This is a genomic window from Bradyrhizobium sp. 195, assembly GCF_023101665.1.
Lineage (GTDB): Bacteria > Pseudomonadota > Alphaproteobacteria > Rhizobiales > Xanthobacteraceae > Bradyrhizobium.
Genome location: NZ_CP082161.1, coordinates 6,459,171 through 6,474,073 on the forward strand (window position 1 = coordinate 6,459,171; position 14,903 = coordinate 6,474,073).

Genomic DNA, 14,903 nt, shown 5'->3' on the forward strand with positions numbered 1-14,903 from the left:
GAGCGCCTTTGCCCACCCTACGGCACCGGCTAACCCGGCCGGTAAGCTCCGGTCACGGGATCACGTTTCAGCGTCTGGATGTTCCCCACATGGGCGGCTTCGGCGACGCGCGACAGGCGCATCTCCTCCAGCTCCTGATTGATCCGGACAGCGGTCTTGTAGGCCCAGCGGACCACGGCAAGCCCACCCAGGACGCCCGCAAAAGCGACGAACGGCGGCATCGGTCGATCCTTGTCTAGTGCTCAGCCCCCACGTGCATTGTTGCGCAGATGGTTCTGCGCCGCAATCGGCAGGCTGAAGGACCAAATGGCGCGGGAGGGTGTCGCCTAGAACCCGAATTTCGCCCAGATTGCCCGCGTCTCGACCGCCGAGATCAGCTCGTCCGGCAAGCCGGCCATTGATTCCAGGGCCGAAAGCTGGCCCGCGCCGGGCGATTTCCGGCCCAGGAGACCTGAGAGCAAACCGGTCGGCTGGGCAATCACGGGGGTGAGAACCTTCTCACCGTAGCGGGCACGAAGAGTTGAGCGGAGATCGCCGATGCTGTCGGCCAGCCCCAGCGCGACCGAGCTCTCGCCGGCCCAGTATTCGCCCGTGAACAGGGTATCGTCGTCGCCCTTCAGCCGCGCGCCGCGACTCCCCCTCACCAGCGAAATGAAGATCTGGTGGATCTCGCGCTGGATCCCCTTCAGCTTGGCGACGTCGTCGGGGTTCTCCGGCAGGAACGGATCGAGCATCGCCTTGTGCGCACCGGCGGTGTACAGGCGCCGCTCGATGCCGAGCCGCTTGATCGCCTCCTGAAAACCAAAGCTGCCGCCGACCACGCCGATCGAGCCGAGGATCGAGGAGGGATCGCAGATGATCTCGTCGCCCGCGCACGCGATCATGTAGCCGCCGGAGGCCGCGACGTCCTCGACGAACACCAGCACCGGCAGCTTCTTCTCCGTCGCGAGCTGCTTGATGCGCAAGTAGATCTGACGCGACTGCACCGGCGAGCCGCCGGGCGAGTTGATCACCAGCGCCACCGCCTTGGCGTTCCGATACGAAAACGCCCGCTCCAGCACGCGCGCCACGCCCGCCAGCGTCATGCCCGGGCGTAGCGGCGTCACCGCACCGATCACGCCTGAGAGCCGCACCACCGGCACCACTGCCGTGCCCGGGCGGAACCGCGCCGGAAGATATTGCATGAGCTTGTCGGCCAGGCCGGAACTCTCACGTTCGTTCAAATGTTCGGCCATGCCGTTACCTCTGCTTAACCATTTCTTATCACGCGACTGTCATTGGAAGTGCCTGGAACGTGTTTTGCAGATTTCCCGTTGGGAGGCTGCAATGAGGCAGCGGAGAACGCCATGAAAATCTACCTGCTGATGCTGCTGATCGGTGCGCTGTTCATGGCGATCCGCCTGACGTCTCCGCGAGAGCAGCAGTCGGAATCGCTTCCGCAGTAAGCCGTCACCGCTCCACCAGCGGCAAGGCCGCTCTCCCCTCCAAAATCTCCCTCGTCTCATTTTTAGGCACGCGTGACTCGTCATTGAGCATGAGGCCCGGCAGCAATCGCGTCGGGGCCCGGCCGCCTTTGACTGCACGCACCAGCACGCGGATCGCGGGCCGCCCCGCCTCGCCGTGAACCGGCAGGATCGAAAGGCTGCCGAAGCCGCGCGACAGCGCCGCCAGGACATCGGCGATGCCATCTGCGCGCCAGATCAATGTCAGCACACCATTCGATCGGAGGATGCGCCGCGCTGCATGCACCCACGCATGCAGGGTCTCCTCCGTCGCCACATGCGCGGTGTGACGCGCCTGATCCGGCGAGCCGCGATGCCGGCCCGGATCGTTGAACGGCGGATTCATCAGCACCACGTCGACGCTGTCGGGCGACAGCCCGTTCGCCGCGAAGACCTGCGCGTCGGCTGTGACGTCGAGCACGATCGTCTCGGCGGCAATCGCATTCGCCGCCGCATTGTCGCGCGCGAGTTCGGCCAGCTCCGGATCGATCTCGACCAGGCTGAGCCTGACACCGGGAATGCGCCGGGCCAGCGCCAGCCCGGCCGTGCCGATACCGGCGCCGAAATCAACCACGCGGTCCTCTGCCCGGGCCTCGGTCGCCGCCGCAAGCAGGATGGCATCATGCCCGGCGCGATGACCGGACCGCTTCTGCCTCAGCCGCAACTGCCCCCCGAGAAAGGCGTCCTCGGTAATATTTGCGGCCTCACTCATTGCCGCGCAGTTCGTGGCTGAGGCCGGCCTCAGTGAGAAGGTCCCTGGCCTCCTGGGCGTCGTCCTCATGAACCAGGATCCGCCGCGGCAAAATGCCGAGCGAGCCCTCGATGATGCTCATGTTCTGGTCCAGCACCAGATGATGGATGTTGGCGCCGTCGAGCAGCGCGCCGATCGCCGACACCAGCACCATATCGTTGGTCCGAACCAATTCACGCAAAACGAGAGGTCTCCTGCCTGAAAGAGGCTAAAGCGGCAAATGTCAATGGTTCCGCAGGCCTTGCCGCATCCGCTGCCAGTTTCTATTGTCTTTCCGTCAGAATAGCCCTTCCGGGGCAAATATTGGAGACCGGCGTGGCAGTCATCGTACCTTTCGAAACTCCCGGCGCGTCGATCGAAGAGCTGGTTGCCCTTGTCGCTCCTGATATGGAGCGCGTCAACGCCACGATCCTGTCGCGGACCGGTTCGGACGTGACCATGATCCCGGAAGTGGCCAACCATTTAATCTCCTCCGGCGGCAAGCGCCTGCGGCCGATGCTGACGCTCGCCATGGCCAACCTCGCCGGCTACACTGGCGACGGCCACATCAAGCTCGCAGCAAGCGTCGAGTTCATGCACACGGCCACCCTGCTCCATGACGACGTCGTTGACGAGAGCGAGATGCGCCGCGGCAAGCTGTCGGCGCGCATGCTCTGGGGCAACGAGGCAAGCGTCTTGGTCGGCGACTTCCTGCTCGGCCAGGCTTTCCGCATGATGGTCGAGGTTGGCTCGCTGCGCGCGCTCGACATCCTCTCCGCGGCCGCCGCCACCATCGCCGAAGGCGAGGTGATGCAGCTCGCCGCCGCCAAGAACACCGCGACCACCGAGGATGAATACCTCGCCGTGATCCGCGGCAAGACCGCCGAGCTGTTCGCCGCCGCCTGCGAGGTCGGCCCCGTCATCGCCAATCGCCCGAAGGCGGAGCAGACCGCCTGCCGCTCGGTCGGCATGAATCTCGGCATCGCCTTCCAACTCGTCGACGACGTTCTCGACTATGGCGGCAAGAGCGCAAAACTCGGCAAGAACACCGGCGACGATTTCCGCGAGGGCAAGATCACGCTGCCGGTCGTGCTCGCCTTCCGCCGCGGCAACGACACCGAGCGCGCGTTCTGGATCCGCGCGCTGGAGCGTGGCGAGATCGGCGATTCAGACCTCGACCATGCCATCGGGCTGATGAACAAGCACCGCGCGCTCGAGGACACGCTGAGCCGCGCCCAGCACTACGGCGCCATGGCGGTGGACGCGCTGGCGCTGTTCCCCTCCTCGCCGATGAAGAGCGCGCTGGAGCAGGTGGTGGCGTTCTGCCTGGCGCGGTCGCACTGAGCGCTTCGATCTGACGCTCGCGCGTCAGGGTGGTGGCGATAGGCAGGAGCGCGCTGCTCTCCGCCGCGTGGACTCAACGAGAGGCCTTGCAATCGCGGTCCGCTGCGCTACCAAAACAGGATGATCGAAACGAATTTCTGGCTGTTCCTGGCCGCAGCCTGTCTCATTGCCGCAATTCCCGGCCCCGGGATCTTCTACGTCGCGGCACGGACCTTGTCCGAGGGACGCGCCAGCGGTTTCGCCTCGACCGCGGGCACCGCGCTGGGCGGGCTGGTTCATGTGGTCGCCGGCAGCGCGGGCATCTCCGCGATCATCCTTGCCAGCGCCGAGCTGTTTGCCGCGGTGAAGTTCGTCGGCACGCTTTATCTGGTCTGGCTCGGCATCAAGACGTTTCGCAGCGCCGGCCTGTCGCTCGAGAACGAAGCCGTCGGCGACAAGCGCGCCTTCCGCGGCGGCGTGCTGGTCGAGGCGTTGAACCCGAAGACCGCCGCGTTCTTCCTCGCCTTCATTCCGCAATTCCTCGATCCCACGGGATCGAGCCCGACGCTGCAATTCATCATGTTAGGTGCGATCTCGGTGGCGTTGAACACGCTCGCCGATATCGTCGTGGTGCTGATGGCCTCCGCAACACGCACACAGCTCGTTGGAAGGCCGCATCTTATGCGGCGCCTGACCCAGGGCTCCGGCGTCTTCATTGCAGGTCTCGGCCTGTCGCTGGCCTTGGCGCGGCGGCCGGCAAATGGCTAGCCCCCCGCAGGATCGCTTCTATGAATCGCATGGCCTGCGGCTGCATTACGCCGATTGGGGCAATGAGAGCGCTCCGCCTCTCATCCTGGTCCATGGCGGCCGCGATCACTGCCGGAGCTGGGACGTCATCGCCCGGTCGTTGCAGCCGCATTTTCACATCATCGCGCCCGACCTGCGCGGCCACGGCGATTCCGAATGGACCAAGGGCGGCAGCTACGCGCTGACCGAATATGTCCACGATCTCGCCCAGCTCATTCGCACCATCGCAGCGCCGCAGGTGACTCTCATCGGCCATTCGATGGGCGGCATGGTGAGCCTGATCTTTTCGGGGTCATTCCCTGAAAAGGTCTCGAAGCTGGTCGTGCTCGACGGCGTGACCATGTTGCCGGATACGCCGAAGGCCCCGGCGCACGAGCGCATCAGCAAATGGGTCGGCCAGCTCGACAAGCTGCATGACCGCACACCGCGCCGCTATGCAACCCTCGAGGATGCAGCGGCGCAGATGGTGCTTCACAACAGACGCCTGTCCCGCGACCTCGCGCTGCATCTCGCCACGCACGGCGCCCGGCAGAACGAGGACGGCAGTTATAGCTGGAAGTTCGATCCCTATCAGCGCGCCTCGGCGCCGCACCGGCTCTGGCCTGACGATCACGTCGCGCTGTGGGCGCGCATTACCTGCCCGACGCTGCTGTTGAACGCCGGCGAAAGCTTTCTCGCCGGTGCCAGATCAGCGGGCCTGGAGCGGTATTTCACGAACGCGCGCGTCGAGACCATCTCAGGCGCCGGACACTGGCTGCAGCACGACAAGCCGCAGGAGGTGCTAGGCGAGATCCGGCAGTTTCTCGGGCTCAACGCGGACGGCGCGGGTTAGCACAACAGCCGTAGCAACCATTAAAGGCTAGGCGACTTTTTCGGTCCAGGGCGTGCCGCGTTGTACGACAGTATTGGCGTAGATCAGGAGTTTCCTGGCGCAGGCGATTAGTGCTGCGTTGTGGACTTTGCCCCTTGCCATGAGGCGTGCATAGAGCGCGATCAAGGCCTTGTTCCAGCGGAAGGCAGCTGGAAGGGCCGCGGCGAACAGGGAGCGCCGTAGGCGGCTGCGGCCTCCGGCGATCTTGCGCTGTCCTCTGTGCTGTCCGCTGTCGGAATCGAAGGGAGCCAGCCCGGCCAGGGCTGCGGCTTGCTCCCGGCTGACGCGTCCGAGTTCGGGCATGCGGATGACGATCGCCAGCGCCGTCCGCTCGCCGATGCCGGGAATGCTCAGCACCAGCTTGAGCCGCATGGCTAGGGCGTCGTGGGCACGAAGGCGCTTGGCAATGTCACGAATCTGCGCGGCCTTGCGTGCCTTCAACCGGGCGATGTCGCTGTTGACGATGCGTCGCAACGCAGGCTCGTCGATGTGCTCGAGACGCGTCTTGAAGCGCCGGATATCTTCCTCGATCTGCTCAAGGAAGGTCAGATAGTCGGCCAATTCCGTCAATCGCGGATCCGGCGCGATCTCAGGGGGATCGAGCGCCGCAGCACAGGCGGCGATCAATACGGCGTCGAGCGCATCGTTCTTGGCCCGGCGCAAATGGACCTTGGCGAAGGCCTTGACCTGAAGCGGCTGCAGCAACAGCACGGTAAAACCGGCCGATCGCAAATGCTCCACCACGCCACGTTCATAGCCGCCAGTGGCCTCGATCCCGATCCGCGTGACGCCGGCCTTGGCCAGGTTTGCTGCCAGAGCGCGCCAACCCGGTAAAGCATTGGCGACCTGCCAGCGTTCGGTTCGACCATGAACCGCGATGTCCAGTTTAGCCTTGGACGTATCGATCCCGGCCGTCGTTATGTTAGTCTGTGTCATCTTCGTCGACCCTGCCTTGTGAAGCGAACCAAGTTGTTCCGGCAACCATCCGGGTCCGATGAAGGTGCTGACGCGATCACGCTACGGGGCAGCCACAAACTGCTCTGGGTGGGCTCGATCCGATCGCCAGCGGCCTGTCGCGGGGTGCAAACCGCGGCAGGCCATTCCTCATGGAACGGGTCGAGAATAAACGATCGCGCTATTACAAGGGTGGGCAAAGGCGCGACAGCGCCGTGCCCACGTTCTTGGAAGTGGTGGGCACGCTTCCGCCTTCGCTCTTCGAGCTACGGCGGACAAGTCGCTTTGCCCACCCTACGGCGGTGTCTTTGACGAAGCAGCTAGCTCAACGTCCCCGCATGCACCCACCAGCCGGAATGGTCGCGCCGGATCTTCTCGGCGGCGGCATGGGCATCGGCGGCTGAGCCATAAATCGCAAAGCACGTCGCGCCCGAGCCGGACATGCGGGCAAGCTTGACGCCGGCGGAAGAGCGCAAGGCTTCCAGCACCTCGCCGATGACAGCTTCGATGCGCAGCGCAGGCGCTTCGAGATCGTTGGCGACGGTTTCGAGAACGTCGACCCAATCGGTGATGGAGGCGCCCTCCTCCGGCCAAGCCGGGGCGCGGATGACGTCGGTCACGCCAACCAGCAGTTCGCCGTTGCGCAGGCCCAGCGCCTGGAACACGTCCTTGGTGGCTACAGGCACGCGCGGATTGACCATCACGCAAGGCATGCTCGGCAGTGCGAGCGGCAGCAGCTGCTCGCCGACGCCGGTCATGTCGCAGGCGCGCGAGAAAAGGCACACCGGCACATCGGCGCCGGTCGCGAGCGCGACCTTCTGGAGCCTGGGATCATCGAGCGACAAATTGTTGAGACGCGCCAAGAGCCGCAGCGCAGCCGCGGCGTCGGCAGAGCCGCCACCAATGCCGGCCGCAACCGGCAGCACCTTGTCGAGCGCGAACGCGCCCAGCTTCAGGCCGGGCACGGCCTCGGCCAACAGCTTGGCGGCCTTGAACACGAGATTGTCGGACATCTCGCCGCAGGCCTCCGCCAGCGGCCCGGTGGTGGTGAGCTTCAGCTCGCCGCCCGGCTCCAGCGTGAGTCGGTCGGCGCAATCGGCAAACGCAACCACGCTTTCGAGATCATGATAGCCATCGGCACGACGGCCCACGACGCGAAGGCTGAGATTGACCTTCGCCCGTCCTTCTTCAATCAACGCCGGCATCGGCGACACGCCCCCAACTTCACCTGTTTGTCGCGCATGATCTGATCGGAAAACCGCTACACCTTTTCCGGATCATGCGACGGCCTAGCCGCCCTTGCCGTCGTCCTTCTTCTTTTCCGCCTGCGCGGCCGAAGAGTTCGAATTGTCGTCGGTCAGCCCGTTCGCAATCTTGGCCTCGATCTTCGGCAGCTCTTCCGGCTCGGGCTTGAGATCGCGGGCGTGCGACCACTGGAATTTGGCTTCCAGCGTGCGGCCGACGCGCCAATAGGCATCGCCAAGATGATCGTTGATGGTGGGATCCTCGGGCTTGAGGTCGATCGCGCGCTCGAGATTCTTCACCGCTTCCTCGTAATTGCCGATGCGGTAATAGGCCCAGCCGAGGGAGTCGACGATGTAGCCGTCGTCGGGACGCTGCTCGACGGCACGCTTGATCATCTTCATGCCTTCGTCGAGGTTCACGCCCTGGTCGATCCAGGAATAGCCGAGATAGTTGAGGACGTGCGGCTGGTCGGGCTGCAGCTCGAGCGCCTTCTTCATGTCGGCCTCGGCCTTGGCCCACTGCTTGGAACGCTCCTGGCAGATGCCACGATAATAGTACCAGACGCTGTTGGCCTTGTCGTTGCCGGCCGGCAGCACGTCGACGCCTTGCGAATAGGTCGCGCCGCAGTCGCCGAACCTCTTGCGGCCGCGCTCGATGTTGCCGAGCGCCATGATGGCTTCGAGATCCTTGGCATCCTCCGTGGTGACACCCTTGAGGATCTTGATCGCCTCGTCGGTGCGGTCGGCGGAATCCAGATCAATGGCCAGCTGGATCTGCGCGTTGCGCTTGAGCGGCGAGCTCGACGGCACACGCTCATACACCTTGATCGCCATCTGCGGCCGCTTCACCGATTCGTAGAGATCGGCGAGCGAAAGCAGCGCCAGCGGATGCGTCGGCTGGAGGTAGAGCGAGAGCTGGAGATAGACCAGCGCCAGATCCTCGCCGCCGCGGCGGGTCAGCGTGGCGCCGATGCCGTAGAGCGCTTCGGCGGCGCCGGCCTGGGCGGAATCGACCAGCGAAGGCATTTTCTTGCCGGCTTTGGTCTCGCGCAGGCCTTCCTGGATCAGCGGATGACGCGCGAGCTTCTTGTCGAAGGCCTGATAGACAGTGGTTGCGGCGGCGGAATCCTTGTTGCGCGACAGCCAGCGCGCATAGGCCTCGGTGACGCGCAGCATGGAATCGTCGAGCTTGTAGGCGCGCTCGAAGCGGGTGCCGGCGTCCTTCTCCTTGCCGGAGAGCTCGAGGATCATGCCGGCGTGAAGGTCCTTGAACAGCGGATACCATTCGGGACCTGCCAGCTTGTCGATGGTGGCGACACCGCCCTTGGCATCGCCGGCACCATAGGCGGCCCAGCCCGACAGCAGCGTGGCGACGAGATCGGTGATCGGGCCGCGGATCGACTGGCTGATATTGGTCTGCGCGGCCGCGTACTTCTTCACCTTGAGATCATGCACGCCGACGACGAGACGCGCGACGCGGTTGGTCTTGTCGATGGTGAGAACGCGCTCGGCGAGCTTGACCGCCTCCTCGATGTCGCCGTCGGCGACCGACGAGATAAAGGCGCGGTCGAGCAGCTCGTTGTTCTTGGGATCGGTGCGCAGGGCCGAGCGGTAGAACGCGGCGGCAGAGGCCGCGTCGCGCTCGACGCTGGCATGCCGGGCGGCGAGATAGCTGCCGGCACCGGTGAGCGACTTCAGATCATTTCGGGTTGGAAACTGCGCCGCCGTGTTCTCCGGGTGATCCGGCGTCTGCGCCAGGACGCTGCCCGGGACGGTCGCGATCGCTGTGCCCATGAGGGCGATGGCGGCAACAGTCCAGCGGTTGAAACGATTTGAAAACATCAGGGCTCGCCTTGAGTTGGTAGTGCCTGGGTTTGCAGCAGAGGGCCGTATCGCATGCGAACGCGGCCGGTGGCATCCGGACCCGGAACCGTCCGGCCACAATGCCGCTTTTGGCGCTTCGCCGCAAGGATTCGGGCCGGACGTTCCCCTCCGCACGCTCCAAATCGGCCAAGTGACCGGTCGGAGCAGCCCCAAGACGCCGCTACTATGGCCTTATCGTGGCCGCGACCGGTGGTCGCGGCCTCATCCTCACGCGAACGTGCGCCGGATCACTTCGCGACCAATCCGCTTGCCCGGCCCGCTCTTACATCGCCTCGTAGTTGGGACCGCCGCCGCCCTCCGGGGGAACCCAGGTGATGTTACCGTTGGGATCCTTCACGTCGCAGGTTTTGCAGTGAACGCAGTTCTGGGCGTTGATCTGGAAACGCGGACTCGATCCCTCCTCGACCCACTCATAGACGCCGGCGGGACAATAGCGATTCGAGGGACCGGCGAACACGTCGTGCTCGGAGGTCTTCTGCAGGTTCATGTCCGTGACCTTGAGATGGACGGGCTGGTCCTCCTCATGGTTGGTGTTGGACAGGAACACCGAGGACAGCTTGTCGAACGAGATCTTGCCGTCCGGCTTCGGGTAGTTCTTCGGCGCGTGGCTCTTGGCCGGATCGAGCGTGGCACGATCGGGCTTGGCATGCGACAGCGTGCCGAACAGCGAGATGCCGAACAGCTGATTGGTCCACATGTCGATTGCGCCGAGTGGCACGCCGAGGAAGGTGCCGAACTTCGACCACAGCGGCTTGACGTTGCGGATCCTGAAGAGGTCCTTGCCGACCGCGGAATCGCGCCAGGCGTTCTCGTAGGCGAGGACCTCGTCATTGGCGCGGCCTTCGGCGAGCGCGGCGGCGAGATGTTCGGCCGCGAGCATGCCGGTGCCCATCGCGTTGTGGACGCCCTTGATGCGGGGGACGTTGACGAAGCCAGCCGCGCAGCCGACCAACGCGCCGCCCGGGAAGGTCAGCCGCGGCACCGATTGGTAGCCGCCTTCGGTGATGGCGCGCGCGCCATAGGCGAGACGCTTGCCGCCTTCGAACACGTCGCGGATCGAGGGATGGGTCTTGAAGCGCTGGAATTCATCGAACGGCGACAGATACGGATCGTCGTAGTTCAGATGCACGACGAAGCCGACCGCGACGCGGTTGTCGTCGTAGTGATAGAGGAAGGAGCCGCCGCCGGTGGAGTTGTTGAGCGGCCAGCCGAAGGAGTGCTGGATCAGGCCTTTCTTGTGCTTGGCCGGATCGATCTGCCAGACTTCCTTGAGGCCGATGCCGAACTTCGGCGGCTCGCTCTTGGCGTCCAGTGCGAACTTCGCGATCAACTGTTTCGACAGCGAGCCGCGCGCGCCTTCGGCAAACAGCGTGTACTTGCCGAGCAGCTCCATGCCGCGGGTGTAGGAATCCTTGTGGGTGCCGTCCCTGGCGATCCCCATGTCGCCGGTCGCGATGCCCCGCACCGCGCCCTTGTCGTCATAGAGCACCTCGGTCGCGGCAAAGCCCGGATAGATCTCGACGCCGAGCGCTTCCGCCTTCGGCGCCAGCCAGCGGCAGACATTGCCGAGCGAGCCGATGTAGCAGTGATGATTGTGCATCAGCGGCGGCATCGCGAAGTTCGGCAGCTTGATGCGGGTGTCGCCGAACATCCAGTAGAAGTGGTCGTCCTTGACCTGGGTCTTCAACGGACAGTCGGCATCCTCGCGCCAATCGGGGATCAGCTTGTCGAGCGAGATCGGATCAATCACCGCGCCGGAGAGAATATGCGCGCCGACCTCGGAGCCCTTCTCGACGACGACGACGTTGAGATCGGCGTTGAGCTGCTTCAGCCGGATCGCCGCGGCCAGGCCCGAGGGGCCGGCGCCGACGATGACGACGTCGAATTCCATGGATTCGCGCGGGGGAAGTTCTTCGGTGCTCATCTGATCTCAGCCCTTGAGACGGTCCTTGGTCGATTGCGCCCTCTTGTTTCCGATTTTTCCGGATAGGACAACCTCGGAAATGCGTTTCGCTGGGATACAAGGCGGCTTAAACTGATATAAAGTCTGACTTTCCAAATGATCCCCGAACCCGCACCCACCGTCCGCGAGCTTCTCGCCTTCTATCTGGAGGCCGGGATCGATTGCGCGCTCGCGGAGGAACCGATCGACCGCCTGGCGGAATTGGACGCTCCGCCGCCGGCCCCGCGCGCGGCACCTCCGGTCGAGGCACCGCGGCCGGTCTCCGCGCCGGCGGTGATGCGTGGCGAGGCCGCCCCTGCCCCCGACGTCGCGATCGCCTCGGCGCGCGAGGCCGCGCGCACCGCGCCGACGCTGGAGGCGCTGCGCGAGCTGATGCAGAGCTTCGAGGGCTGCGCGCTGAAGCACACCGCGACGCGGCTGGTGTTCGCCGACGGCAATCCGCAGGCGCGCATCATGTTCGTCGGCGAGGCGCCGGGCCGCGACGAGGACATCGAGGGCCTGCCCTTCGTCGGGCGCAGCGGCAAGCTGCTCGATCTGATGATCGGCGCGATCGGGCTCAACCGCACCACCGCCTATATCGCCAATGTGATTCCCTGGCGGCCGCCCGGCAACCGCACCCCGACGCCGCAGGAGACGCAGATCTGCCTGCCCTTCATCCAGCGCCAGATCGAGCTGGTGAATCCCGACGTGCTGGTGACGCTCGGCAACCCCTCCACCCAGACGCTGCTGGGAACGCGCGAGGGCATCATGCGCACGCGCGGGCGCTGGTTCGACTACGACGCGGGTACGCGCACCATCCGCGCGCTGCCGACCTTTCACCCTGCGTATCTCTTGCGCTCGCCGTCCTACAAGCGACTGGCCTGGCAGGACCTGCGGGCGATCGCAAAGGCGCTGGCGGGCGCGTGAGGGGCCGGACGCTCCCTCCCCGTCATTGCGAGCGAAGCGAAGCAATCCAGGGTGCCTCTGCGGAAAGATCCTGGATTGCTTCGTCGCAAGGGCTCCTCGCAATGACGACGGAAAGAGCCCGCGTGCAGCCTCACGTCCCTTTCGGCCGCACGATGGCCCAGCCGATCCGCAGCAATTGCTGCCGACCCGTCACCAGCCATTCGAAAGCTCGCGGCACTTCCGGCACGATGCCGGGAAAGCGTTTGAGGATCTCCGGCGGCGGCGTGCCGGCGGTGTCGGAAGCGCGCCAGACCACGACGCCGCCGGTCTCGCTGAACTTGGCCTGAGTCATCCATGGCGTGCGCGCGGGGTCGGCGTCGATGAACAGATGCGGCCGGCCGGAATGCAGTGTGATCAGGCTCGCAAGCTGGGTCTCGCCGGCAACCGCGCGCAGGCGATGGTTGGTGCGGCGGGCAAAGCTCTCGTCGAAGAAATCCGAGATCGCACGCGCCGGCATCGAAGTCGCGATCTCGTTTGTGCCGGTCCAGGGCAGAAACAGGACGGCGAGCACGACGCCCACGGCCGGCGCCACGACGGCAGCGGCCCACACCATACGCAGCATCCGCGCGCGACGCATTGCAATGAGCTCGTCGGCCGCAACGACCACGGCAAGCCCGGTCATGACCAGCACGACGCCGGCGCCACCGACGACGGAGTCGAGCCCGAGCAGGCCGGAGATCAGCGCTGCGCCCAGCACCGGGGCGAGCGCGAAGAAATAGACGAAGTTGCGCGCGAGCGGCGCGACCGGCGGCCGGAAGATGATCGGCGGCTCCTCGCCCTTGGTGGCGAACAGCCCGGTGTTGAGGAAGGTCAGCGCCGGGATCGCGGCCGCCCCGAGCACGAGGCCGCCGAGCAGCCAGGCCGCATGCAGGGCCCGGGCACCCAGCTCCGCAACTTGCGGCAGGGCCGGCATCGCAAGCGTCTCGGCCCGCATCAGCCAGACCGCATAGGGCAGCGCCAGAACCGCCACGACGATCAGCGCAAACAGCGGATCGAGCGCGCGCAGTGTCCGGCGGCCGCCTGCGGTCGAGACCGCGAACACCACGAGCAGCAACAGGAGAAAGATCGCCGCGGGCGTCGTCAGCAACAAGAGGCCGGCCTCGATCGACCAGGCGAACCAGGCGTTGCCGCGGCGCTGGCCGATGATCTGCCAGGAGTGCAGCAGCAGCAGCGCCCAGAGCGGCCGGGCCAGGATGAGGGGGCCGAAGTCGAGCGCCGACGAGGAGAAGGCGAGCACCGTCATGGTCAAGAGCACGGCGAGCACCGCCTGCTGCGAGCCGACCACGGCGCGGGAGAGATGATAGAGCGCGATGAAGGTGGCGATCTCGCAAAGCTGGGCCAGCACATAGACGCCGAACATGTGGCCACCGGCGGCGCGATAGGCGATGTCGGCGAGCCAAACCGGCAAAGGTGGACCGAGCTCGGTGCCGACCTGATATTCGCGTCCGAAAGCCAGCAGCGTCGCGAGGGTGCCCGGCGGGCTGCGGTAGAACACCAGCGCCACGAACAGCCACATCGCGGCCTGGAGCAGCACGACGATCCAGACGATCAGCCGCGGCCGGGCGCGAATGAGCTCGATGACCAGGGAGGTAAACCGCATGCAACGCCTGAAAGATGCAGCCAACCCGTCCAGCCGGCCCTATTCGTTCACATCTGTTTTGATAATGGGCGCTGCGCGTCGTGGCAACCGCCACAAGTCGTCATGCCCGGGCTTGTCCCGCCTGCGCGGCGAAGGCCCGGGCATCCACGTTCTTCGTGCCGCGGGTAAGGTGTGGATGGCCGGGTCAAGCCCGGCCATGACGATATAGGGATCAGCAGCGCTAAGCCTTAAAGATTTGCCGACACGTCGACTTCCACGTTGGCGTCCACCTGTACCTCGGTGACGGTGAACAGGTCCTGCACCGGCTCGACCGTCCAGGGCATATGCTTTGCGCGGGCGGCGGCGACGGGAGCAAAGAAGCTGCGGTGATGGACGGTGGGACCGAGGCGGTCAAGCGCGTCGAGGTGCTCGGGAACGGCATAGCCCTTGTGCTGCTCGAAGCCATAACCGGGGCAGTCCTGCGCCAGCGCGCACATCAGGCGGTCGCGCGTCACCTTGGCGACGATCGAGGCCGCGGCGATCGACAGGACGATGCCGTCGCCGCCGATCACGGCCTCGCAGTCGCAAGACGTGTCGAGCCGATCGCGGCCGTCGACGAACACATGGCGCGGCGAGTCGGGCAGCGCGACCACGGCGCGCTTCAGTGCCCACAACGAGGCACGCAGGATGTTGTCGCGGTCGATCCGGGAGCGCGAGGCGACGGCGACCGAGACCTGCGCGGTGGCGCAGATCTTATCGAACAGCCTTTCCCGCTCCTCGGCCGTCAGGCGCTTGGAATCGTCGATGCCGCGCGGAATGCGGTCGGGATCGAGAATCACGGCGGCCGCGACCACGGGTCCGGCGAGCGGCCCGCGGCCTGCCTCGTCGCAGCCCGCAACCGGCCAGACACCGCGCTTGATCAGCGCGCGCTCGCGACGGAAGCTCGGCGGCGCGATCGCGATGATGCCTTTCTTGCCGGCCGGGACCTTGACGGCCGACGCCTTGGCCGCCTTCGAGGGCGCTGCCTTCCTGGCGGCGTCCTGCTTTGCCGCGTCTTTGGCGGCCGGCTTCCTGGCGGACTTGTCCCGAATCATGGCCGGG

General features: G+C 65.6%; 14 protein-coding genes. 4 read left to right on the forward strand and 10 right to left on the reverse strand.

The genetic code is table 11. The features are described 5' to 3' along the window. Nucleotides 1–29 precede the first annotated feature (29 nt). The 4 genes from IVB26_RS30225 to IVB26_RS30240 all read right to left on the reverse strand — a co-directional run bounded on the left by IVB26_RS30225 (nucleotide 30) and on the right by IVB26_RS30240 (nucleotide 2,434). On the reverse strand, nucleotides 30–221 hold the full coding sequence (locus IVB26_RS30225; RefSeq protein ID WP_246929943.1) for a hypothetical protein: 192 nt from the start codon (nucleotides 219–221) through the stop codon (nucleotides 30–32). Between the two features lie 105 nt (nucleotides 222–326). After that, entirely contained in the window at nucleotides 327–1,235 is a 909-nt protein-coding gene (locus IVB26_RS30230; protein ID WP_247968710.1) for a S49 family peptidase, read from the reverse strand. 214 nt (nucleotides 1,236–1,449) lie between these two features. Then, nucleotides 1,450–2,214, reverse strand: a complete 765-nt coding sequence (locus IVB26_RS30235) for a tRNA1(Val) (adenine(37)-N6)-methyltransferase (protein WP_247968711.1) — start codon at nucleotides 2,212–2,214, stop codon at nucleotides 1,450–1,452. Next, entirely contained in the window at nucleotides 2,207–2,434 is a 228-nt protein-coding gene (locus tag IVB26_RS30240) for a putative signal transducing protein (RefSeq protein ID WP_246928408.1), read from the reverse strand. The genes IVB26_RS30235 and IVB26_RS30240 overlap by 8 nt, the downstream gene beginning before the upstream one ends. A 134-nt stretch (nucleotides 2,435–2,568) precedes the next feature. Here IVB26_RS30240 and IVB26_RS30245 point away from each other — a divergent pair, with 134 nt between their 5' ends. The 3 genes from IVB26_RS30245 (at nucleotide 2,569) to IVB26_RS30255 (ending at nucleotide 5,194) form a co-directional block, all read left to right on the forward strand. Next, on the forward strand, nucleotides 2,569–3,576 hold the full coding sequence (locus tag IVB26_RS30245) for a polyprenyl synthetase family protein (protein ID WP_026202916.1): 1,008 nt from the start codon (nucleotides 2,569–2,571) through the stop codon (nucleotides 3,574–3,576). 120 nt (nucleotides 3,577–3,696) lie between these two features. Continuing rightward, on the forward strand, nucleotides 3,697–4,323 hold the full coding sequence (locus IVB26_RS30250) for a LysE family translocator (protein WP_247968712.1): 627 nt from the start codon (nucleotides 3,697–3,699) through the stop codon (nucleotides 4,321–4,323). Further along, the gene (locus IVB26_RS30255; RefSeq protein ID WP_247968713.1) at nucleotides 4,316–5,194 is read left to right on the forward strand and encodes an alpha/beta fold hydrolase; all 879 of its coding nucleotides are present in this window, start codon (nucleotides 4,316–4,318) and stop codon (nucleotides 5,192–5,194) included. The genes IVB26_RS30250 and IVB26_RS30255 overlap by 8 nt, the downstream gene beginning before the upstream one ends. Nucleotides 5,195–5,221: 27 nt before the next feature. Here IVB26_RS30255 and IVB26_RS30260 read toward each other — a convergent pair whose 3' ends face one another. From IVB26_RS30260 to IVB26_RS30275, 4 genes are all read right to left on the reverse strand, one after another. Next, entirely contained in the window at nucleotides 5,222–6,169 is a 948-nt protein-coding gene (locus tag IVB26_RS30260; protein ID WP_247968116.1) for an IS110 family RNA-guided transposase, read from the reverse strand. Between the two features lie 338 nt (nucleotides 6,170–6,507). After that, nucleotides 6,508–7,392 (reverse strand): 4-(cytidine 5'-diphospho)-2-C-methyl-D-erythritol kinase, encoded by an 885-nt coding sequence (locus IVB26_RS30265; RefSeq protein ID WP_247968714.1) that lies wholly within the window; start codon nucleotides 7,390–7,392, stop codon nucleotides 6,508–6,510. Between the two features lie 84 nt (nucleotides 7,393–7,476). Further along, on the reverse strand, nucleotides 7,477–9,273 hold the full coding sequence (locus IVB26_RS30270) for a tetratricopeptide repeat protein (RefSeq protein WP_247968715.1): 1,797 nt from the start codon (nucleotides 9,271–9,273) through the stop codon (nucleotides 7,477–7,479). 304 nt (nucleotides 9,274–9,577) lie between these two features. Then, on the reverse strand, nucleotides 9,578–11,239 hold the full coding sequence (locus IVB26_RS30275) for an electron transfer flavoprotein-ubiquinone oxidoreductase (RefSeq protein WP_247968716.1): 1,662 nt from the start codon (nucleotides 11,237–11,239) through the stop codon (nucleotides 9,578–9,580). A 135-nt stretch (nucleotides 11,240–11,374) separates the two neighbouring features. Between IVB26_RS30275 and IVB26_RS30280 the strand changes: the two genes are divergently transcribed. Beyond that, a complete protein-coding gene (locus IVB26_RS30280) occupies nucleotides 11,375–12,184 on the forward strand; it encodes a uracil-DNA glycosylase (protein WP_247968717.1) in 810 nt (269 codons plus the stop codon). 130 nt (nucleotides 12,185–12,314) lie between these two features. On the opposite strand, the gene IVB26_RS30285 is transcribed toward IVB26_RS30280, so the two are convergent. Continuing rightward, the gene (locus IVB26_RS30285; protein ID WP_247968718.1) at nucleotides 12,315–13,823 is read right to left on the reverse strand and encodes a glycosyltransferase family 39 protein; all 1,509 of its coding nucleotides are present in this window, start codon (nucleotides 13,821–13,823) and stop codon (nucleotides 12,315–12,317) included. Between the two features lie 227 nt (nucleotides 13,824–14,050). Continuing rightward, nucleotides 14,051–14,896, reverse strand: a complete 846-nt coding sequence (locus IVB26_RS30290) for a ribonuclease HII (protein WP_247968719.1) — start codon at nucleotides 14,894–14,896, stop codon at nucleotides 14,051–14,053. Nucleotides 14,897–14,903: the final 7 nt, after the last annotated feature.